The organism is Bradyrhizobium sp. Gha, assembly GCF_900113735.1.
In the GTDB taxonomy this organism is placed as follows: domain Bacteria; phylum Pseudomonadota; class Alphaproteobacteria; order Rhizobiales; family Xanthobacteraceae; genus Bradyrhizobium.
Window position 1 is genome coordinate 55,849 of sequence record NZ_FOQM01000037.1, and the last position, 20,182, is coordinate 76,030.

Consider the following 20,182-nt stretch of genomic DNA (forward strand, 5'->3'; position numbering starts at 1 on the left):
TTTTGATATCTGAGTTCGTTGCCTTCACACCATTGAACATATCAAAGCCAGGATTAGGCTGGCTTCGAGATCAGCCGCGCCGGTGCTGCTGGCATCTCTGCGAGGGTCAGGCCGAGATCCTGACCCAGCAGGTCCAGCAGCAGCCGACGACACCGCTCGGGTGGCATATCTTGCGGATCGGCGACCATGAGCGCGTACATCCCGACAGCGGCGCTGACGAACTTTAGCGCGATGTCCTGGGGCGTGCGATCGGGACGGAACTCGCGCCCTTCGATGCCGGCTTCGATCAGCCGCGCGACAATCTCCGCATAAAGCCGGTGAACCTTCTGCACCTCGGCCTGCAACACACGGTCGAATGGCATGCGGCCCAGCAAGCCGAGCCAGAACCGCCAATCCGGGATACCGGGAGGCGAGGGCTGGCTGACGAAGTCGATGAGGGCTATCAGCCGGTCCACGATAGCGCCGCGTCGGTGCTCGATCTTCCCTAGCGCCTTGACGTACTGGAGAATAGCGTCGTTGATCGCGTCCAGTGTCAAGGCGCGCTTGTTGCTAAAATAGTGGGTGACGACACCCGAAGAAATGCCGGCAACGTCGCTCACCTCTCTAATGGTGAGGTCGCGCCAGTCCTGGGTCGACAAGATGTGAATGACCGCATCCATCACCTGCCGTCGGCGGATCGCTTCCATTCCAAGCTTTGGCATCTCATCCTCATATCGAACGTCTATTCTATATCAAATCTCCCTCAGTTCAAACGCCCATTCTAAAGAACTGCCTCGGAATCGTTGCGGAACCGAGCGCGCCGCGGCGAACCGACGCTTGCACAAAGGGCTTGCATGTCGGTTTTATGTAACGTATGTTTTATAAAACGCACGTTCTAAAAAAACCTCGAACGGAGAACCGCCGTGAAAACCCAAACCGCCCTCAGCCACGAAGTTTTTCCCGCCATTGAACCCGTGGGAACCCCAGAAGAACTCGTGAAGCGAGCTCGCGAGCTTGCGCCTGCCTTGCGTCAGCGCGCCGCGGAAACCGAGGCGCTGCGCCAGCCCCCAGAGGCGACCCGGCAGGACATCCAACGAACCGGAGTCCACCGGCTCTTCCAGCCGTCCCGATTTGGCGGGGCCGACGCGCCGTTTCGCGCGGCAGTTGACGTCATGATTGCTCTGGGGAAAGCCTGCGGATCCACCGCCTGGGCGGTGGTGCAGAACATTTCGCACAATTCCATGATGTGCCGGTGGTCACTGGAAGCGCAGGAGGACGTCTGGCGAAACAATCCGGCCGCGTTGCTGTCCGGTATTCTCATTCCTAACATCGGACGGGCGCGCCGGGTGAACGGTGGCTATGTGCTGTCAGGCCGCTGGCCCTTCGTCAGCGGCGTGAGTCTTGCCGACTGGTCTCTGTTCACCGCGTTCACGCCCGGCCCGGACGGCCAAGAGGAGGACCGGCACTTCCTCGTGCCGCGGAGCGACTATCAAATTCTCGATACGTGGTACGCCATGGGCCTAAAGGGGTCCGCCAGCCACGACGTGGAATTGAATGAGGTTTTCGTGCCGGAGCACCGCACGACAACTATCGAATCCATGCGAGCCCGCGAGGCGCGTTACGAAGGTGAGCCAATAAATTTGCGCGCTCCTCTATATTGTATGTTTGGCGTTTTCATCGGGAGCTCCTCTCTCGGCATCGCAGAGGGCGCAGTGGAGACCTATCTCGAGCAGGCGCGGGGTCGGATCTCGCGCGCCTCGTCGCGACCGGTCTCCGATTTTAGCACGCAACACGTGAAAGTGGCGGAGGCGTTAGCCTGCATAAGGGCGGCGCGTCTCCTAATCTATGGCGCGTGCGACCAGATGACGGAGATCCTCGAATCCGGAAGTCTACCCACTGACGAGGAGCGCGCGCGTTGCCGGGCCGAAGCGACCTTTGCCGGCCAGCTCGCGACCCGCGCGGTGAACATCGTTTGGGATGCTGCGGGCGGAGGAGCGATCTATGACCGAAATCCACTCTCCCGTTATTACTGCGACATGGCCGCTGCGAACCGGCATATCACCCAAAATTGGGATGTAAGCGCAACGACGCACGGCCGTGTTGTGCTCGGCCTGCCGATCGACAACCCGACGCTTTAGTGACCCACCAGAGGTGCCGCGTTGACGGTACCGTTATGAGCTTTCCGAAGGTCGCTTCCGCCATGACAACTTCTGCAATACCGCCCACCACCAGCCGCTCCGATCTCCTGCGCGAACAATTTGTCTCGGCGATGAGCCGTGTGCCGCTGAGCGTGGCTGTCGTTGTGGCGGGAGCGCCCGATGACCGGTTGGCGCTTACGGTCGGTACCTTCATATCGGTCTCGGCGGATCCTCCGATGGTGCTGGTTTCTGTTAAGGGGACTAGTCCCCTTTGCAAGGCGATGCACACGCATCGCCGCTTTACGATCAATGTGCTCTCGGCCGAGCAAGTGGAACATTCCGAGCGCTTTTCGGGGCGGCCGCGGACAGGGCGCCCCTACGACCTTACAGCAGCTCGCTGGACGGACGCACCTGGTGAAACGCCACGTTATCTGGAAGGCGTAGTGGCAGCGTTCGACTGCGAGCTCGTGGATGCACGGCCCGTTGCCTCGCACGTGCTGTTAATCGGACGCGTGGATGAGATCGTATCGGGCTCCGAGCGACCCCTCGTATATTGGTCGCGCTCTTACGGGATGCCCTCGCCGCTGGGCAGCGCCGTGTGAGAACGTTGGGTCGAGACCTTCGCCCCGACTAACAGCTTCGATAGAACCACGAGGGGAGTACGATGCCAAACTACTCCGAAACTCTTAGATCTGGCAGAGCCGCACGATGCGCAGTTTGTGATGGCAAGTTTGGTCTCGTCCGGCACTACTCGTGGCGAACCCCGCTTTGTTCCAAAAAGTGCGTCGATCGCTTCAGGGCTCGCAGGGAAAGTGACCGCAATTGGGTGGGCTGGCTCCAGTTCGCCTTCGACGAGTTGCCAGAGACTCACGTGAGGTCTTTATGACCGTCCAGATCTCAGAACGAGGCAAGGCATTCAGCTCCGCGCCGGCGAGCTGAGAAGCTTTGCACGCGGCCAAGGCGTTCGCTCGATCGCCTGCTCTCAGCCTAGTGGTGACGGTACAATAACGACGCTTCGGGGGACCGAAGCGACGCGGCTTACTTGAATTTGCGGTAGCCGAAAGCAGCCGCGGCATCCTTCGCCAACGTGGCTCAACCGAGCCATAACATTAAAGGGACTTTTTTCAATGAGCGCTACGCATACCATCGCTCGCCAAATCTTGCCGTTTGATGAGGCACGCTTGGACAGGCTTCTAGATGAGGCCGGAATCGATATCTTGATGGTGACATCCAAGCACAACGTACAATACCTGCTTGGTGGGTATCGATTCTTTTTCTTTGACTACATGGATGCGGTCGCGGAGAGCCGCTATTTGCCTGTACTCATCTATCAAAAGCGTAGGCCAGAGAACTCGGCGTATTTCGGCGCAGCTCTTGAGACTTTTGAGAAGGAGCTTGGAAAGTTCTGGCCGCCGACGGTGCAAACTACAACATGGAGCAGCACGGACGCGGTCCGACTGGCAGTTGAGCACATTAAGAAGATTGGTGGGTCGTCTTTAACCGTCGGAGTCGAAAAGTCCTTTTTGCCCCTGGATGGTGGAGAACTGCTACACGACAACCTCTCGGGTTGCAGGATCGCGGAGGCAAGCTTCATGCTTGATCGACTACGTCTCATCAAGAGTCCCGCAGAACTCAACCTTCTACGAGAGGCCTCTGAGCGAGTCGTGCAGTCGATGGCAGCCGTGTTTGCGCATAGTGCTCCCGGAATGACCAAGAACGATTTGGTCGAAAGGCTTCGGCGCGAGGAAGTTAAGCGGGGTCTGAAGTTCGAATATTGTCTCATCACGGCGGGGCGAGACCTCAACCGAGCGCCGTCTGAACAAAAGCTGCAAGCTGGTGACATCATATCGCTGGATTCGGCCGGCAATTATCACGGCTATATCGGCGACCTCTGTCGAATGGGAGTTCTCGGCGAGCCTGACGCCGAATTGGTCGATCTACTTGGTTTGATCGATCACATCCAGGCCGAGGCGCGCAAGCCGATCAGGCCGGGCGCGCGAGGCGGCGACATATTCGCTGTCGCAAATGAGATGATCTATAAGTCACCACTCAAGCCTGAGCTCGAGTTTCTGGCTCACGGCATGGGACTCGTCAGCCATGAAGGTCCACGCCTGACCAGTATCGGCCCTGTCCCCTATGACGGATACGATGAGGATCGTCCCCTAGAGTCTGGAATGGTGATTTCGATCGAAACAGCGTTAAAGCATCCCACCAGGGGATACATCAAACTCGAAGATACTGTTGCGGTGACGGCATCTGGCTGCGAGGGGTTTGGAGATCAATTCCGCGGATGGAATCGCGCCGGTACACAGGCGAGAAGGTAACGGAGGCATCCTGCGCAGCAGGTCCGAGTGTTACGGCCTGACTCTGGAGGAGTGACGTTGCGATATCAATCGAGGGGAGAATCACAGTGGCAAAATCGTTCAAGGCTCTGTCCACAATTGCATGGCAGGGCAACCGCCAAACTTATGGAGATAAGGCATGAAGGCCGTTGGATACCAAAAATCGCTGCCGATCGACGCAGCGGAATCGCTGGTTGATTTTGAGATCGCCAAGCCGGAGCCGCACGGGCGGGACGTTAGGGTCGCGGTTAAGGCGATCTCGGCCAATCCGGTCGACTACAAGGTGCGTAAGCGCGCCGAACCGCCGAAAGGCGAATATAGGATCCTCGGCTTCGATGCGGCCGGCATCGTCGATGCAGTCGGTCCGGATGTTAGTCTGCACAAGCCCGGCGACCACGTGTTCTATGCCGGCTCAATACAGCGCCAAGGCACCAATTCAGAGTTTCACCTCGTCGACGAACGGATCGTCGGCAAGAAGCCAGCGTCGCTCTCCTTTGCACAGGCAGCCGCACTTCCGCTCACCTCAATAACTGCTTGGGAATTGCTGTTCGATCGGCTCGGTGCGGTACCTGGCAAACGCCACGACCCACGTACGCTCCTTATCACGGGAGGGGCCGGTGGTGTTGGTTCAATGTTGATCCAGCTGGCGCGCCGCCTCACCGGACTTACCGTGGTTGCGACCGCAACACGGCCTGATTCACAAAAGTGGTGCTTCGATCTCGGCGCTCACGCCGTGATCGACCACTCAAAGCTATTGAAGGAGCAAATCGAGGCGCTGAAGCTAGATCCCGTTGGCCTCGTCGCGAGCCTCACCTGCACTGATCAGCACTACAAGAGCATCGCCGACTTCATCGCACCACAGGGAAGATTCGGCCTGATCGACGATCCCTCGGAATTCAACATCGCAGTGTTCAAGGGTAAGTCGGTGTCGGTGCACTGGGAATTGATGTTCACACGCTCCTCGTTCCAAACTGCTGACATGATCGCGCAAAGCCATCTGCTGAACGACATCGCAGATCTCATCGACAAAGGCATCTTGCGCACCACACTCGACCAGACGTTCGGCACCATTAGCGCCGGCAACCTCAAGCGCGCCCACGCTTTGCTGGAGAGTGGCAAGTCACGCGGCAAGATTGTGCTGGAAGGATGGTAAGCCGTTCGACACTGTTGGATAGCCTAGTCGAATTGCTTGCCGCGGTGCTTTCCGCAGTGGATTGCATGCTCTCGCGAAAACTTCGAGTGCGTCGATCGTGCCGCGCCGTGAAGTGTACGGCGCCTGGTCAAAATCAAAGGAACAGATCATATGACCGTGACCATCGCTGCGGTGCTCGCGCCGAAGCCTCCTGCAAGCTTGATAGACGGCTTCCGGAGCGCGCCAACCTCGGTTATCTCTGACAACCTCGGCCGGCTGCCGGGATCGGTGGGGCTGCGTCCATTTCATCGTGCCGGCAAGCTGGTCGGAACTGCCTTCACCATACGCACGCGGCCGGGCGACAATCTCGCAATCCACCGAGCGCTTGAGATGGTCGGGCCGGGCGATGTCATCGTGGTCGATGGCGGCGGCGACGAGACCCGGGCGCTGGTCGGCGAGATCATGAAGAACATCGCACAGTGGCGTAAGGCGGAAGGCTACGTGATCGACGGCGCTATCCGCGATGTCGCGGCTTTTGCTACTTCTGACTTTCCTTGCTTCGCGCGCGCGGTGATCCATCGCGGACCATACAAGAATGGCCCCGGAGAAATCAACGTGCCCGTGTCGGTCGGAGGCTGCGTGATTTCGCCCGGCGACTTCGTCGTCGGCGATCAGGATGGCGTGGTGTCGTTTCCAGCGGCGAGGGCCGCAAGGCTGCTTGAAGCCGTGCAAGCTCAGGTCGCGCGTGAAGAAGAGACGCTGAAGGCGATCCACGAAGATCGCTATCAAGGCTCTTACAGCAGATCCGAACCGGCTTCCTAAGCAAATGGAGCTTTTTCCTTTTATTCCAACAGCAATTTGAAAATTGCGTGACGGCGTGACGCCGTATGCGCGCCGCTGTCCCCCAGGGACGTTTCCTCCCTTGACTGCGTCATGGTATCACCATGACCAACCCCGCTGCCTCCGAAGAAGGCAGCGGGCCTTTTCTTGGCAATTGCCCGGAGCTCTCTCTCGGCATCAATGAGGGCATCACAACACACAGTGTTGCACTGGGCCTCTCGCAGTGGCTGCGATGATCAGGGCGTCGGGGCCATGCCCTCATATCTGAGTGCATTCGAAAGCGCACGCATTGTGGGCAAGCCTTGACGATTGCAGAAAGGTCAGCGCTCAGGAAGTAGTTGAACGGTCGCCGCGGTGCGAGCATTGTCGACCGCCGGAAGGGATAGGACCGGATTTCCATTAAGGGAGGCGGTAACCGGCGCAACCGAGCCTGCGAGCCATCGGCGGCGCAAGTACGCTAGTGCGCGCGACGCGCTGATCGAACCGTGGAAAGCCTCCGATCGCGTCTCCTGCAATCGCAAGGTATCCATGCTCCCAACACTGTTGCCTGCGCTTTAGCCGCATGTCGGCTGAAGCCGACGAGCGAAGAGCGTGGGCTCCTCGCGATGGGTGCGGCGACGATCGATAGGATGTTGATGGATGTTTTTGAGACCAAGCCCTTGGGTCGGGGTCGCTCTACCTCAGTCAAAAAAGACATCGGTACGCTGTGAGGTTAGAGCCCGTTGCCCCGAGCCCAACTCGAGATCGCACGATGCGTCCACCTGCACGAAACGCGGCCGCTGCTTCACGAGGGTCAATCGTACCCGCAATCTGAACATAGCGCCGGGACATACCGGATGGCGAAACCGAACAGCGCCGAGAGCCGCTGCACGGCTTTGCGCGGCACCTGTGATGACATATGTCTCCTGCAAAAGAGTCGGTACGAGCGCCAGGAGCAATTGGCCGGGCACGATCGTCGTACCTCCATCGAGTTTGTGCCTGGCACGCTCCACATCGGTGTGAACCCAGTTCCGATCACCCGTCAGCGCCACGAAACGGTCGACCTCATCCTGCGTCACCGACCGCCAGCGGCCGGGAGCAAGTTCGGTACTCACGAAGGCAGCAAGATCGATCGCCCGCGCGACACGAAGCGCCCTGGCCTGTATTGACGGTTTGGGGCCCTGTGGCATTTGGATCATCCCGGCCCGTCCTTCTCTCAGATCGTCGCAAGTAGCGCGCTGCCGAGCCCGCCCGCAGCCGCAATCGCCGCCAGCCCGAGCACACCGGACGGTTCCGATTGCAGTTCGTGCCAGAGGCGCACGGCCAGGATTGCGCCAGATGCACCGATCGGATGCCCCCGCGCGAGCCCGCCGCCGGCGCGATTGAGCGAAGACTCCGGCACCCCGATTCCTTCGACGCAGGCAATCGCCTGGGCGGCAAAGGCCTCCATGACCTCGGCCACGGCAATCCGCGCCGGCGCGATCCGCTCCGCTGCAAGCAGGCGCTCCGCCGCCGCAATCGGCGCCATCCCGGGTATGGCCGGGTCACCGCCTCTGCGGACCGCCGATATGATGCTCAAAGGCCGCTTCGCATTGAGCCGCCGGGCCATCGTCTCGGACACGACGAGAAGGGCTGCTGCCGCGTCAGCCTCCACCGCGACAGTCGCGCGCGTCACGCCAAACGCAGCGTTACCCGCGAGCGGGGCAAGACGTGCGCAGGTCGCCCCCGTCAGGGCCCGGGGGAAGGCATCCTGCGCCAGGGCGGCGAGCGGCACGATCTCCGCCGCGCCGGGCGGATTTTGCAGCGCCTTGCGATGGCTTGCGATCGCGAATTCATCCTGCCGTGCACGTGAAATGGCGAACCTTTCGGCCAGCGTCGCGGCGGCGGCAATCATGTCAGGGTCCCGCTCCGGCCATGGTGCGAACGGAGGACGGTCGTAGGGCAGCGGCGTCTCGTCGGCATGGCGCGGCCGCCGCGCGCGCAATGGCGCGCGGCTGAAACTCTCGACACCGCCGGCGATGACGGCGTCCGCACTTCCGCTCGCGATGCGCTCGGCCGCGAGCATGATCGCGTCGAGGCCGCCGCAGCACTGGCTGTCGATGGTCAACGCCGGAACGTGATCGGGGAGACCGGCCCGCAGCGCGGCGAGCCGCGCCGGGTTTCCGCCGCCATAGAGCGCGTTGCCAAAAATCACGTCATCGATCGCCTCCGGCGCGATGCCGGTGTCGGCCACCACGGCCCGAATTGGCGCCGCGCCGAGTTCGTCGGCCTCCACCGCCTTGAACGCGCCGCCCCGAGCGGCGACCGCCGTCCGGCGTGCAGCGACGAGATATGCCACCCTCATCGCAGCACCTCGCAGTCGCCGGATTCCCAGAGCCGGCGCAGCGCATGGAAATCGGTCTTGCCGGACGAGGTCATCGGCCAACGCGACGGCACGGCAAAACGGCGCGGGATCTTGTAGAGCGGCAAGCTCAGGCGGGCATGGCTGATCAGATCGGAAGACACTATCCCCGCATCCGGGCCGAGTCTGAGCAGCGCCACCAGCCGCTCGCCCCGACGCTTGTCGATGACACCCAGAACCCCGGCCGTGATCACGGCAGGATGTCCCTCGAGTACACGCTCGATCTCCTCCGGATGGACGTTCTTGCCGGCGGTGATGATCATGCGGCTGGCACGGCCGGCGAGCCGCAGGAAGCCACGCTCGTCGAGCATGCCGATGTCGCCGACCGACACCGCGTCGCCATGACGTGGCAGCACCGTTTCGCTTCCGCAGGCATACTCCATGAAGAGGAAAGGACTTGCCACGAACACCTGACCGGTCTCCCCAGGTGGAAGCCATCGCCCGAGATGGTCGCGAATGGTGAGACTGACGGCTGCGAACGGACGCCCGACGGAGTCCGATGGGACGTTCTCGTCGTCCTTCGCCACAGTCACGAAGCTCAGCTCAGAGGCGCCGTAGAACTCGGAAAAGCGCGTCGCGGGAAATTGCCGTCGCAGTTCGGCCAGCGCGCGACCTTGCCATTTGGCACCTGACGACAGCATCCACCGCACCTTTAGGAACGGCGGCAGGCCATCGCGGATGGCGGCCTCGATCATCATTTCGAGCTGGGTTGGTACGCCGTAGATCACACTAACCCGGTGCGATACGATCAGACGGTTGACGAAATTGGGCCGGAACTGCCGACAGAGAATGACGGTCGCCCCGACATAGAGCCCGTGCGCGAGGCCGTAGAGAAACAGCGAATGCGTCAGTGCGCCCGGGGCGAGAACGATGTCGTCCGCGCCGATGTCGAATTCGCGGTCCCCCGCCCGGAAACTCTCGATCCACGATCGATGGTGGCGGCGATATCCCTTTGGCATCCCGGTCGATCCCGAGGTGAAACCGACATAGAACGGCGTCAGCGGATCGGGGTCGGCCAGTGCCGCGCACAACCGACCGACGCCGATGGCATCCGCGACGGCCTCGAACGGACCGTGAGGATCCACAACCGCCAGCGCTTCCGTCTCTCCAGCAAAAGTTGCGTCGCCACTCACGACGATTCCGGGGGACAGCGCCTCAATCGCGAGCCGCGCCGTCTCCGTCGGCCAGGACGGATCGAGGATTTGAACTTCCCGACCCGCGCGGCAGGCAGCGAGAAACAGCAGCACGAGTGCCGGCCCGTTGGGCAGGTGCAAGGCGACCCCGCGCCCCGCCGGCACCACCTTCGCCAAATGTCCGGCAAGTCGATTCACGGCCTGATCGAGGTCTTTCCAACTCACCGCATGGTTGTCGCAAACGACGGCCGGTCGATCCGGCGTTTCGCGGGCATGCCGCGACAGCGTCGCAGTGATTGTGGAGGCCTCGGTCATGAACGGCTGACGATTGCAGCCGGATAACTCCGGTGCGACGCCTCCGCCACAAACGCGGTGGCCAGCGCCTTCAAAAGATCGCCCGGCACGAACACGGCGGATGCAACCAGAGCCTGCGGCAAGCTCATCCTTGCCATCGCCATCACGCCGAGAATACCAAAGGCATACTCCACCACGATGCCGCCCGTGATCGCGGCAACGAGCGCCGCTGGGAAAACCGGCAAGGTCCTCAGCCGCGCCATCATAAGACCCGTCATAAAGGCTGCGGGAACCCAGCCCAGCAGGAAGCCAACCGACGGCCCGAAAAGCACGCCAAGCCCACCGCGTCCGCCCGATAGCAGCGGCACACCGAGCAGCACCACGAACAGAAACAACAGCACTGCCAGCGCGCCATGACGGGGGCCAAGGATAATCCCGGCCAGCATGACGCCGAGCGTCTGGGCCGTGATTGGCACACCCATGGCGATTGGCAAGACGATGCTGGGAACCATGCCAAGCGCTGCGATGACGGCGGCAAGTAGAGCGATACGAACGATTGCGCGGGACTCCACGGGATTTTCTCCTACAACGGGGATGAGTGATGATCGGCGGCGGACCGGTCGAAGCCCCGCGCATCAAGCGCTTCCGCGACGTGGTCGGCGAGTTGCAGAATGTCGGCGACGAAAACGGCCACCAGCCGCGGGGGAACGCGGCGGCCCGAGCGTGCCTTCCAGGCCTCCTCGCGCGCGCGCCACTGCGTCAACAGGACCGGCACAAGACGCAGAACGAGAGCGACTGCGAGCGCCATCTTGCGCGGATTTACCCCAAGCGGGCGCAGCAAGCGGAGCACCGGCGTCAGCACCTCCATCAGCGCGCTCATCGTGGTGGTCATGCTGACGACATCGGCGAGCAGAAGCATCGCCAATAGCCGCATGGTGACGACGGCGCCGGAATTCCAACCACCCGACGCAGCCTGCACGCCACCGACGATCACAAGCAGCGGCAGCACTGGTCGCAGCAAGCTGAGGCGCGTCATGCCGACGCGGCCGAAGCCGGCATAGACCATGGCAATTATCGCCAACACGCCTGCCAGAATTCGCCAGTCGAGGACCGGCACCAGAAGCACGCTGAGGAGGGCAAGGGCCGCAAGCTTGACGCCTGCCGGTACCCGGTGCAACCAAGTCTGTGGTGCGAGGCCGTCGGTCATCATGCCAGAGCGTCCCCTACCCCTACGATCATTGCATGGGCCCGGTAGGCAGGCAGCACTTCGGCGGGTCGGCCGTCGAGACGGACGTGGCCCGCATCCAGCCAGATTATGCGATCAAACTCCGCGAGCAGCTCGAAATCATGAGACGCCATCACGACCCGCTGCGGAAGCGCCATGATCCTCCGGTACAGAACTAAACGTGTCGGCAAGTCGAGACTGGCGAACGGCTCATCCATCAACAGGATCGACGGCTCCATTGCGAGCAGTGCCAGGATGCAGATTAGCTGCTTTTGGCCACCAGACAGCTCGTTGACGTTGCGGTCCGCCCATTGAGCGCAGCCCTGCCGCTCCAGTAGTGCCATCGCTTGTTGGTGCGCCTTTGGCGCTGACACTCCCCGCTCCGCAGGTCCAAAAGCGACCTCCTCGACTACAGTAGGAAAAATGAGCTGGTGGTCGGGATTCTGAAACAGAAAGCCCACCTTTGCCGGAAGGTCCTTGCGATTGCGCACGGTATCAAGCCCCGCCACCGCCACGCGCCCGCGAGTCGGAAGGTGCAACCCATTCATCAGCCGCAACATCGTGCTCTTGCCTGAACCATTGTCACCAATCAGGCCAACGCGGCGCTCATTGAGGCAAAGGTCGGGAATGGCAAGAACCTGGCGATCCGCGCGCCGAACCTGCACTTCCTCGAAGATGATCCCTTCAGCGGCCCCACTGAGGTGAGGGCAGCCCGCCGGAGGCGATTCGCGTCGGACAGCTTCAATCAAGACGATTCTTTCCCCTCAGTCGCGCTAGGGAGTTGGCTGAAGTATCACGTTATCGATAAGCCGCGTCGAGCCGACATAGGCGGCCACGCACAGTGCCGCGGGGCGGTGTAGCGGACTGACGGCGGGCTTGAGCGTTTCGCCGTCGACGAGCTCAAGATACTGAAGTCGATCGACCGTTTCCAAGTGCCTCCTGGCGATTGCAATCAGCTCGTCCACGTTCCGCTCTCCCAAGCGAAACTCCTCCGCTGCGGCGAACAGTCCACGACTGATGACGAGGGCCCGCCGCCGGTCTTCCTTGCTGAGATACCGGTTCCGGCTGCTCATCGCGAGACGGTCCGCCTCCCGAACGGTAGGCACAATAACGATCTCGATCGGCAGATTTAGATCGATGGTCATGCGACGCACGACCGCACACTGCTGAAAATCCTTTTGCCCGAAGAACGCTACGTCCGGCTGCACCATGTTGAACAACTTGCTTACGACCGTCGCGACCCCGCGAAAATGTCCCGGCCTGAAAGCGCCGCAAAGCGGTTTCGCGAGTTCGCCCGGTTGGACGAAAGTTTCGTATTGAGCCGGATAGATTTCCTCTGCGCCCGGGGCGAAGATGATCGCAACGCCCGCATCGCGGCAAAGTTTTTCATCGCGCGCGAAGTCGCGTGGATAGGTGCTGAGATCCTCGTTTGGCCCGAATTGAGTGGGGTTAACGAAGATGCTAACCACTGTGACGTCGCATTGCGCCCGGCTGGCCTCGATCAGCGCCAGGTGGCCGTCGTGCAGATAGCCCATTGTCGGTACAAATCCGACACGTTTGTCAGCTCTGCGAGCCTCTGCCAGAGCGCGGCGAAGCTCGCCAACCGTTATGATTGTCTGCATTTTTACGCTTCACATCGGGTTCGGTTGGAAGGCGTCCAGTTTGCGATCGTCTCGCCTATGCCTTCCGGAAGCCGATAGGACTCTTGCAGTGCCGGGAATGCACCGTTGCGGACATCGGCAACCCAACGCGACAGCGCCTCCTGCAACACCCGAAAGCCGTCGGCGTAGGTACGAACGAACTTTGGGACGTGGCCTTCAATCAAGCCAAGCACGTCGTGAAACACCAATACCTGCCCCGAACAATCAGGACCTGCGCCAATCCCGATGATAGGTATGGTCAGCGTTTCTGTTGCTCGCGCAGCGAGCTCGGCGGGGATCGCTTCCAGGACCAGAGCGAAGCAGCCCGCCTCCTGCAGGCGATGGGCGTCGTCGAGCAGGCGCATGGCGTCATCGACCTTGCGACCCTGCACCTTGAATCCACCCATTGCATTGACGCTCTGCGGAGTCAGGCCGAGATGGCCCATCACGGGAATCCCGCACTCGACCAAGGCACGTATCATTTCGACGCGTTTTGATCCGCCCTCGAGCTTTACGGCGTCAGCGCCACGCTGCAAAAAGCCTCCGGCGTTGCGTATCGTGTCCTCTAGACTGAGGTGAAAGCTCAGAAATGGCATATCGGCCACGAGCAAGGCGCGAGGTTTCACACGCGCAACCGCCTCGAGATGATGATTCATCATCGCGATGCTGACCGGCAGCGTATTGTCGAATCCGAGGCAGACGTTGCCGACGCTGTCTCCGACAAGGATCATATCCACGATGGGATCCGCAATGCGTGCGGTAACCGCATCATAGGCGGTCGTCATCACGAGGCGCCGTCCCTCCTCCTTCCAACGTTGCAGCCTTGGAAGCGTAACTCGCTCGGCCGTGGCTTCTGAGGTGTGGCTCATTCTCGCCCCCTATCTCGATTCCGCGGATTGAAGTGGTGTAGATTTCACGTCGCCTGCCTTACCGCGGATTTCGAATCAATAGCGCTCCGCACATCCCGGGTGACCGAATAGGTCATGCGATCCGTAATGTAGTTGTTGCGGTCGAAAGTGAGAATTCTTGGTTTCATTCGAACGATTTGCGCCTCATCCACGTACGTCGAACTGCAGATGATGATCTGGTCGCCGACCTGACAGGTGCGCGCGGCGGCACCGTTGAGGACACAACATCGCAAGCCGGGCTCGCCAAAAATTACATAGGTCGAAATTCGCGCCCGGGAGTTCTTGTTCCAGATCTCCACGAACTCCATCGGCAGAATCCCCGCCTCATGGCACTGATCCGGATCGAGCGTGATCGAGCCGTGATAATGAAGATTGGCCTCTGTAACGTGGATACCATGCAGCTTTACGGCCAGCACTTTTCTCATCTGAAAGTTCCGTTGAGTCTGGCTCGTGTCCCTAAGCAGACGCTCTCCTATGGAGCACGAGATAAATCTGTCAACTCAGAGAGACAAAAAGAAAAATACCTCTCAAAAACATTAGCTGCAGGCATAAGAACGTCCAATGGTCGCGCGATCATCGTGTAAGAACTTCCCACCCAATCGTCATGGAAGTCGGGGTCGACGCAAGCTGGTTGCCGACGTTTCGAGTCATTAAGAGTCATACATGGTCAGCCGAAGACTCCAGATCTTGTCTGATCCGACTTGCACGGCGATCTCCTCCGTAGCCTTTGCCAGCTGATTGGCAAAGGCTTTAACCTCGGCTGCCACCACAGCAAATCCGCATCTGGCGTCGCCTGCGCGTGCCGCTTCGATAGTGGCGATGAGGGCAAGGCGATTGGGCTGTGCGGCGATACTATGGATGAGTTGGACAACTTCGCCGATCTTTTCGGCCTCGTTTGACAGGACCTGCAGCGTGGCGTTTGTGCACTCGGCATCACCAACGGCTTGGCGCGCGACCCCGGACTGCAGCACCTGTTGCGATATCTCTCTTACCGAGGCAGATAATTTCTCGGCGGCAGCGGCTACCATTTCAACGTCCCCAGATGCCCTTTCTGACGCGGCGTCGACACTGGACGCGCGCCTACTGGCATCCCTGGCGGTTGTGGTCATGATATCCGCTGTGCCCTGCATTCGGCAGCTGAGGGGCTCGAACTGCTCTGATCGAAAAGCGGAGTCCTGAGGCGACTCTGCCGCATATTTCGGCAGCTATGGATGAAGAGCTGGCGCTGCATATCTACTGCAAGCTCTAAGATTCACCATTTCCGACGACCGACCCTACCCTTTGTCGGACTCGGCCGCATCTTCCGCAGCGCATCTCTCTCCAAGCATAATTCTCGAATTTTCGCCTGTATCTTGCCTATGAGCGCTTCCGTTGCGCCCACGTCTATTCCTGCATGTCGCAGTCGAGACACTTCCCTGCGGTGGCGTCCGACCTGAACGCGCAGGTGATCTATCTCATGACGAATTCGGTCTAGGGTCGACAAGTTTGCTGCCTGCTAGTCATATTCGGACGAGCACTCGGGTGAGTTTGTATTCAGGCTATGCCGCCTCGCTATGTCCGAGCCGGGCATTCAGCTTGCGGATCAGCTTCTCGGCTGCCTCGGCGATCACGGTGCCGGGCGGGAAGATGGCTTCGGCGCCGGCGGCATAGAGCGCGTCGTAATCCTGCGGCGGCACCACGCCGCCGACGATGATCATGATGTCTTCGCGGCCCTGCTTCTTCAGCGCAGCTTTCAGCTCGGGCACTGCCGTGAGGTGAGCTGCGGCGAGCGAGGAGACGCCCAGGATGTGCACGTCGTTCTCGACCGCCTGCCGTGCGGCCTCATCGGCGGTGGCAAACAGCGGCCCGATGTCGACGTCGAAGCCGATGTCGGCAAAGGCCGAGGCAATCACCTTCTGGCCGCGGTCGTGCCCGTCCTGGCCGGTCTTGGCGACGAGGATACGTGGCCGGCGGCCTTCCGCCTCCTCGAAAGCGTCGATCAGCGCCTGAACCTTCTCGACCTGGCTGCCCATGCTGGATGCCTCCCGCTTGTAGACGCCGGTGATCGACTTGATCTCTGCGCGGTGCCGGCCGAACACTTTTTCCATCGCGTCAGAAATCTCACCCACGGTCGCCTTGGCCCGGGCAGCATCGATGGCGAGCGCGAGCAGATTGCCGTTGCCTTCGCCGGCCGAGCGCGTGATCGCGGCAAGCGTGGCGTCGACATCCTTCTGGTTGCGCTCGGATTTCAGCCGCCTCAGCTTGTCGATCTGCAAGCGTCGAACATTGGTATTGTCGACTTTGAGGATATCGATCGGCGTTTCGTCTGTCGGCTTGTACTTGTTGACGCCGATCACGGCCTGCTTGCCGGCATCGATGCGAGCCTGGGTCTTTGCCGAGGCCTCCTCGATGCGCAACTTCGGCACGCCGGCCTCGATCGCCTTGGCCATGCCGCCGAGCTCCTCGACCTCCTGGATATGGCCCCACGCTTTGCGCGCCAGGTCGTACGTCAGACGCTCGACATAATAAGAGCCGCCCCAGGGATCGATGATCCGCGTGGTGCCGCTCTCCTGCTGCAGGAACAGCTGGGTGTTGCGGGCGATGCGGGCCGAGAAATCCGTCGGTAATGCCAGCGCCTCATCGAGCGCGTTGGTGTGCAGCGACTGCGTGTGGCCTTGCGTGGCCGCCATGGCCTCGACGGTCGTGCGTATCACGTTGTTGAAGACGTCCTGCGCGGTCAATGACCACCCGGAGGTCTGCGAATGCGTTCGCAGCGACAGCGAGCGCGGATCCCTGGGGTTGAACGGCTTCAAGAGCTTCGCCCAGAGCAGACGGGCCGCGCGCAGCTTGGCGACCTCCATGAAGAAGTTCATGCCGATCGCCCAGAAGAACGACAGACGCGGCGCGAAGCGATCGACGCCGAGACCAGCGGCGAGACCAGCACGCAGATATTCGACGCCGTCGGCGAGCGTATAGGCAAGCTCCAGGTCCTGCGTCGCGCCGGCCTCCTGCATGTGATAGCCGGAGATCGAGATCGAATTGTATTTCGGCATCTTTTGCGACGTATAGGCGAAGATGTCGGAGATGATCCGCATCGAGGGCGCCGGTGGATAAATGTAGGTGTTGCGCACCATGAACTCTTTCAGAATGTCGTTCTGAATGGTGCCCGAGAGCTTTTCCGGCGGAACGCCCTGTTCCTCGGCCGCGACGACATAGAGCGCGAGGATCGGCAGAACCGCGCCGTTCATGGTCATGGACACGCTCATCTGGTCGAGCGGAATGCCCGCAAACAGCGTGCGCATGTCGTAGATGGAATCGATGGCGACGCCGGCCATGCCGACGTCGCCGCCGACGCGCGGATGGTCGCTGTCATAGCCGCGATGGGTGGCAAGGTCGAAGGCGACCGAAAGGCCCTTCTGTCCGGCAGCCAGGTTGCGGCGATAAAACGCGTTGGAATCTTCCGCCGTGGAGAAGCCGGCATATTGCCTGACCGTCCAGGGCTGGTTGACATACATGGTCGGATAGGGACCGCGCAGATAAGGCGCGATGCCCGGCCAAGTCTCGAGGAAATCGACGCCGGCGAGATCGGCCTCGCGGTAGGCGGATTTGACCGGAATGCCTTCGGGCGTCAGCCAGCGTTCGGCGGGAACAGTAGAGGCGGCGGCTGCGCACCTTTCGAAAGGGACGTTCGCAAAATTCGGGATACCGCTGATGGATGGCATTCGCCTGCTCGCGTTCGATTGCTGATTATCCGAGAGCGATGTTCGGATGCTGAATCCAGCCGTAAGCGGCGCTTAGTGTCTCCAAGGCATCGCAACCGACGTGAATGAAGCTGCCGATGCCCACCCGCCGAAACGCGGTCTCAAATCGAGAGGGAAGTCCCGCCAAATAGATATGCCTAGCTCCGACTTGCTGGAGTGCCCGGGCGGATTTCTCGGCGTGCTCCGCATAGATCTTATCGCTTGAGCAAAGACAGGCGAGCTCGGCACCAGAGTCCGTGAATGCAATGGCAAGACTGACTGGGTCAACGACTCCTGCGCCGTCGATAGCCTCGATTCCTCCGGCTTCGAAGAAGCTCTTTGCGAAGGTCGCACGGGCCGTAAAGTCAGGGGGCGTGCCCAAATTAGCGAGGAACACTCTTGGCCTGGCGCCGCATAGCTTCAATGCCGCATCGGACTTATCACGGAGCGATTCGAATGGCTCCGCAAGCCGGATCGGCGACAGTGCGTCAAATACGTATTTCTTGTCGCCAAGAGGCGGAAGGGCAATCGGTGCTACATTCAGTACCGTCGCGTCGCCTTCGTCGAGATTTGCGAATTCGCTCACTCCGGTCAGCGCGTCGTAGCGTTTCGCAAGATTAGCATCGCGTGCCTTGCGCGTCGCTATGATCCTGGCCTGAAACATCCCCTGTTGGAGAGCTGCAAAAATGCCGCCTGCATTTTCAGTCTCCTGGAAACTCCTCCAGGCCGCATTGCAAAGCTCAGATGTTAGGGCCTCGATGCCACCGGCACCTGAGGCAGGATCGGTGACCTTGGCAAGATTGCTTTCCTCCAGCAGTAGAAGCTGCGTGTTGCGCGCCACGCGCCGCGCAAACGCGTCCGGAAGGCCTAGCGCCAACGTGTGCGGGAGAACCGTGATCGCATTGGCACCGGCGATTCCCGCAGAGAATGTCGCCAAGGTAGCGCGCAATATGTTCACGTAGGGATCGCGCCTGGTCAACATGCGCCAAGAGCTGTCGGCCGCAATGAACAGCGGCTTTGGCGCAAGTCCACACGCCGATTCGATGCGCGCCCAGAGTAGTCGTAACGCGCGGAATTTGGCCATAGTCAAAAACTGGTCTGCGTCAGCAGCGAGTCGCGCATAAATCATAGTTCGTGCCTGATCCAGCGGAATGCGCGCCGCTTCCATAGCGTGCAGATATGCCATCGCGCAGGCAAGCACGAAGGCAAGCTCCTGCGCTTCCGAGCCGCCGGCATCATGAACGATACGGCCATCGCTCACAGCGAACGGCCCCTTGAACCCCAGCGTTACGAGCCCTTTGATCGTGCTGGCAACGGTCCGCGCGATTTCCTCCCAGGTGTATCGACTGCGTCCGCGGAGGGCGCACGCGCCCAGCGGATCGAGCCCAAATCTAATGTCGCAGAGGGCAGGATCGAGACCGACCGACTTCACGTATTCCGCGACGTGGATCGCGGTCTTCCGCCCATGGGTACCAATCCGAAGTTCAATCCCAATGCCGGCATCAAGGTGAACGTTCTCTAAAGCTTTGGCGACGGCGCCCGCCGTTGGATCGAGGCCGAACCCGCGGCTGCAGTTGGCCCCGGCAAAGACGAGCGCCAGGCCCGTCGCTCCATTCTCCAGATCTTGGAGGGCTTGCGTGTTTGCCGTTGCCGCGTCCGGATGATCGATACGCTGCATGATCTGCCAAGGCGCCGCGGGTGGCCGCCCCTCGATTGGCCTAATGTCTTTCGCTCGGCGGTAAATCGGCTCGATTCTCAAGCCGTCGTACGTCTTGCCAATCAGCTTTTCGAAGGGTGCTCCTTTCAGCACGCCATCAACCAGCTTGCGCCAGTCCTCGCGTGAAGCAGGCGAAAAGGTCGATGCCAATGCGAATTGCTCGGTATTCATCAACACCACTCAGTCCCAAGTGACGCCGAGCTGCCCAACATCACTTCTGTCTGGAGGAAAACGGAAGTCCTGTAGACGGGCTGCCCATCTCAGGCCCCGATCTTTGCTGTACTCAGGAAAACTCCAGGATCAGCGCGTCCACCGCGAGCGTCGCGCCGGCGCTGGCGTGGACCTTCTTCACGGTGCCGTCCTGCTCGGCACGCAGCACGTTCTGCATCTTCATGGCTTCGACCACGGCCAGCGTCTCGCCGGCCTTGACCTCCTGCCCTTCGGTCACGGCGATCGAGACGATGAGGCCGGGCATCGGGCATAGCAGTTTCTTGCCGCTGTCGGAGGCGGTCGTCACCGGCATCAGCCGCGCGGAGGCCGCTTCCGCTTCCGTCCAGACATAGACCGGCACCTCGACGCCCTGATGCGCCAGACGGATGCCGTTGGCGATCGGGCGCGCCTGCACCGCGATGAAGTGACCATCGATCGTGCCCTGCCAGACCGGATCACCCGGCTTCCATGCGGACTGCAACAGATGGGCCTTGCCGGCCTTGCCTTCGGCGTCGAGGAAGCGGA

18 protein-coding genes and 1 pseudogene are annotated in these 20,182 nt (G+C 60.9%); 5 read left to right on the plus strand and 14 right to left on the minus strand.

What is annotated here, in order from left to right:
• Nucleotides 1-53 precede the first annotated feature (53 nt).
• Complete coding sequence (locus BM222_RS31960) at nucleotides 54-686, minus strand: TetR/AcrR family transcriptional regulator (RefSeq protein ID WP_177243587.1); 633 nt, start codon at nucleotides 684-686, stop codon at nucleotides 54-56.
• A gap of 216 nt (nucleotides 687-902) precedes the next feature.
• Between BM222_RS31960 and BM222_RS31965 the strand changes: the two genes are divergently transcribed.
• The 5 genes from BM222_RS31965 (at nucleotide 903) to BM222_RS31990 (ending at nucleotide 6,413) form a co-directional block, all read left to right on the plus strand.
• Nucleotides 903-2,117, plus strand: a complete 1,215-nt coding sequence (locus tag BM222_RS31965; protein ID WP_210188528.1) for an acyl-CoA dehydrogenase family protein — start codon at nucleotides 903-905, stop codon at nucleotides 2,115-2,117.
• A gap of 35 nt (nucleotides 2,118-2,152) precedes the next feature.
• Nucleotides 2,153-2,719, plus strand: coding sequence for a flavin reductase family protein (locus BM222_RS31970; RefSeq protein WP_210188529.1), 567 nt, complete (start codon nucleotides 2,153-2,155; stop codon nucleotides 2,717-2,719).
• A gap of 525 nt (nucleotides 2,720-3,244) precedes the next feature.
• Nucleotides 3,245-4,441, plus strand: a complete 1,197-nt coding sequence (locus BM222_RS31980) for a M24 family metallopeptidase (RefSeq protein WP_092237393.1) — start codon at nucleotides 3,245-3,247, stop codon at nucleotides 4,439-4,441.
• Between the two features lie 157 nt (nucleotides 4,442-4,598).
• The gene (locus BM222_RS31985) at nucleotides 4,599-5,612 is read left to right on the plus strand and encodes a zinc-binding alcohol dehydrogenase family protein (RefSeq protein WP_092237396.1); all 1,014 of its coding nucleotides are present in this window, start codon (nucleotides 4,599-4,601) and stop codon (nucleotides 5,610-5,612) included.
• 150 nt (nucleotides 5,613-5,762) lie between these two features.
• Entirely contained in the window at nucleotides 5,763-6,413 is a 651-nt protein-coding gene (locus BM222_RS31990) for an RraA family protein (RefSeq protein WP_092237399.1), read from the plus strand.
• Between the two features lie 698 nt (nucleotides 6,414-7,111).
• On the opposite strand, the gene BM222_RS43500 is transcribed toward BM222_RS31990, so the two are convergent.
• The 13 genes and pseudogenes from BM222_RS43500 to BM222_RS32055 all read right to left on the minus strand — a co-directional run.
• Nucleotides 7,112-7,609 (minus strand): MaoC/PaaZ C-terminal domain-containing protein, encoded by a 498-nt coding sequence (locus tag BM222_RS43500; protein ID WP_092237402.1) that lies wholly within the window; start codon nucleotides 7,607-7,609, stop codon nucleotides 7,112-7,114.
• A gap of 17 nt (nucleotides 7,610-7,626) precedes the next feature.
• The gene (locus BM222_RS32000; RefSeq protein WP_092237405.1) at nucleotides 7,627-8,754 is read right to left on the minus strand and encodes a thiolase family protein; all 1,128 of its coding nucleotides are present in this window, start codon (nucleotides 8,752-8,754) and stop codon (nucleotides 7,627-7,629) included.
• A complete protein-coding gene (locus BM222_RS32005) occupies nucleotides 8,751-10,259 on the minus strand; it encodes an AMP-binding protein (protein ID WP_092237408.1) in 1,509 nt (502 codons plus the stop codon). The genes BM222_RS32000 and BM222_RS32005 overlap by 4 nt, the downstream gene beginning before the upstream one ends.
• Nucleotides 10,256-10,810 carry a biotin transporter BioY gene (locus tag BM222_RS32010; RefSeq protein ID WP_092237411.1) on the minus strand — a complete coding sequence of 185 codons (555 nt, stop codon included), beginning with the start codon at nucleotides 10,808-10,810 and terminating at the stop codon, nucleotides 10,256-10,258. Before BM222_RS32010 ends, BM222_RS32005 begins: the two co-directional genes overlap by 4 nt.
• Before the next feature lie 11 nt (nucleotides 10,811-10,821).
• Nucleotides 10,822-11,448, minus strand: a complete 627-nt coding sequence (locus tag BM222_RS32015) for a CbiQ family ECF transporter T component (protein ID WP_092237414.1) — start codon at nucleotides 11,446-11,448, stop codon at nucleotides 10,822-10,824.
• A complete protein-coding gene (locus tag BM222_RS32020) occupies nucleotides 11,445-12,212 on the minus strand; it encodes an energy-coupling factor ABC transporter ATP-binding protein (RefSeq protein WP_244547342.1) in 768 nt (255 codons plus the stop codon). Before BM222_RS32020 ends, BM222_RS32015 begins: the two co-directional genes overlap by 4 nt.
• A 24-nt stretch (nucleotides 12,213-12,236) precedes the next feature.
• Nucleotides 12,237-13,085 carry a pantoate--beta-alanine ligase gene (gene panC, locus BM222_RS32025; RefSeq protein WP_092237416.1) on the minus strand — a complete coding sequence of 283 codons (849 nt, stop codon included), beginning with the start codon at nucleotides 13,083-13,085 and terminating at the stop codon, nucleotides 12,237-12,239.
• A gap of 2 nt (nucleotides 13,086-13,087) precedes the next feature.
• The gene (panB, locus tag BM222_RS32030; protein WP_092237421.1) at nucleotides 13,088-13,972 is read right to left on the minus strand and encodes a 3-methyl-2-oxobutanoate hydroxymethyltransferase; all 885 of its coding nucleotides are present in this window, start codon (nucleotides 13,970-13,972) and stop codon (nucleotides 13,088-13,090) included.
• Between the two features lie 44 nt (nucleotides 13,973-14,016).
• On the minus strand, nucleotides 14,017-14,436 hold the full coding sequence (gene panD / locus BM222_RS32035; protein ID WP_092237424.1) for an aspartate 1-decarboxylase: 420 nt from the start codon (nucleotides 14,434-14,436) through the stop codon (nucleotides 14,017-14,019).
• Between the two features lie 267 nt (nucleotides 14,437-14,703).
• Nucleotides 14,704-15,141, minus strand: a pseudogene (locus BM222_RS32040) (methyl-accepting chemotaxis protein); the annotation flags it as partial.
• A gap of 408 nt (nucleotides 15,142-15,549) precedes the next feature.
• The gene (gene scpA / locus BM222_RS32045; RefSeq protein ID WP_092237475.1) at nucleotides 15,550-17,703 is read right to left on the minus strand and encodes a methylmalonyl-CoA mutase; all 2,154 of its coding nucleotides are present in this window, start codon (nucleotides 17,701-17,703) and stop codon (nucleotides 15,550-15,552) included.
• A 34-nt stretch (nucleotides 17,704-17,737) separates the two neighbouring features.
• Entirely contained in the window at nucleotides 17,738-19,618 is a 1,881-nt protein-coding gene (locus BM222_RS32050; protein ID WP_092237430.1) for a methylmalonyl-CoA mutase family protein, read from the minus strand.
• Nucleotides 19,619-19,730: 112 nt separating this feature from the next.
• The coding region (locus BM222_RS32055; protein WP_143106120.1) for a biotin/lipoyl-containing protein at nucleotides 19,731-20,182 on the minus strand (452 nt) is incomplete at its 5' end.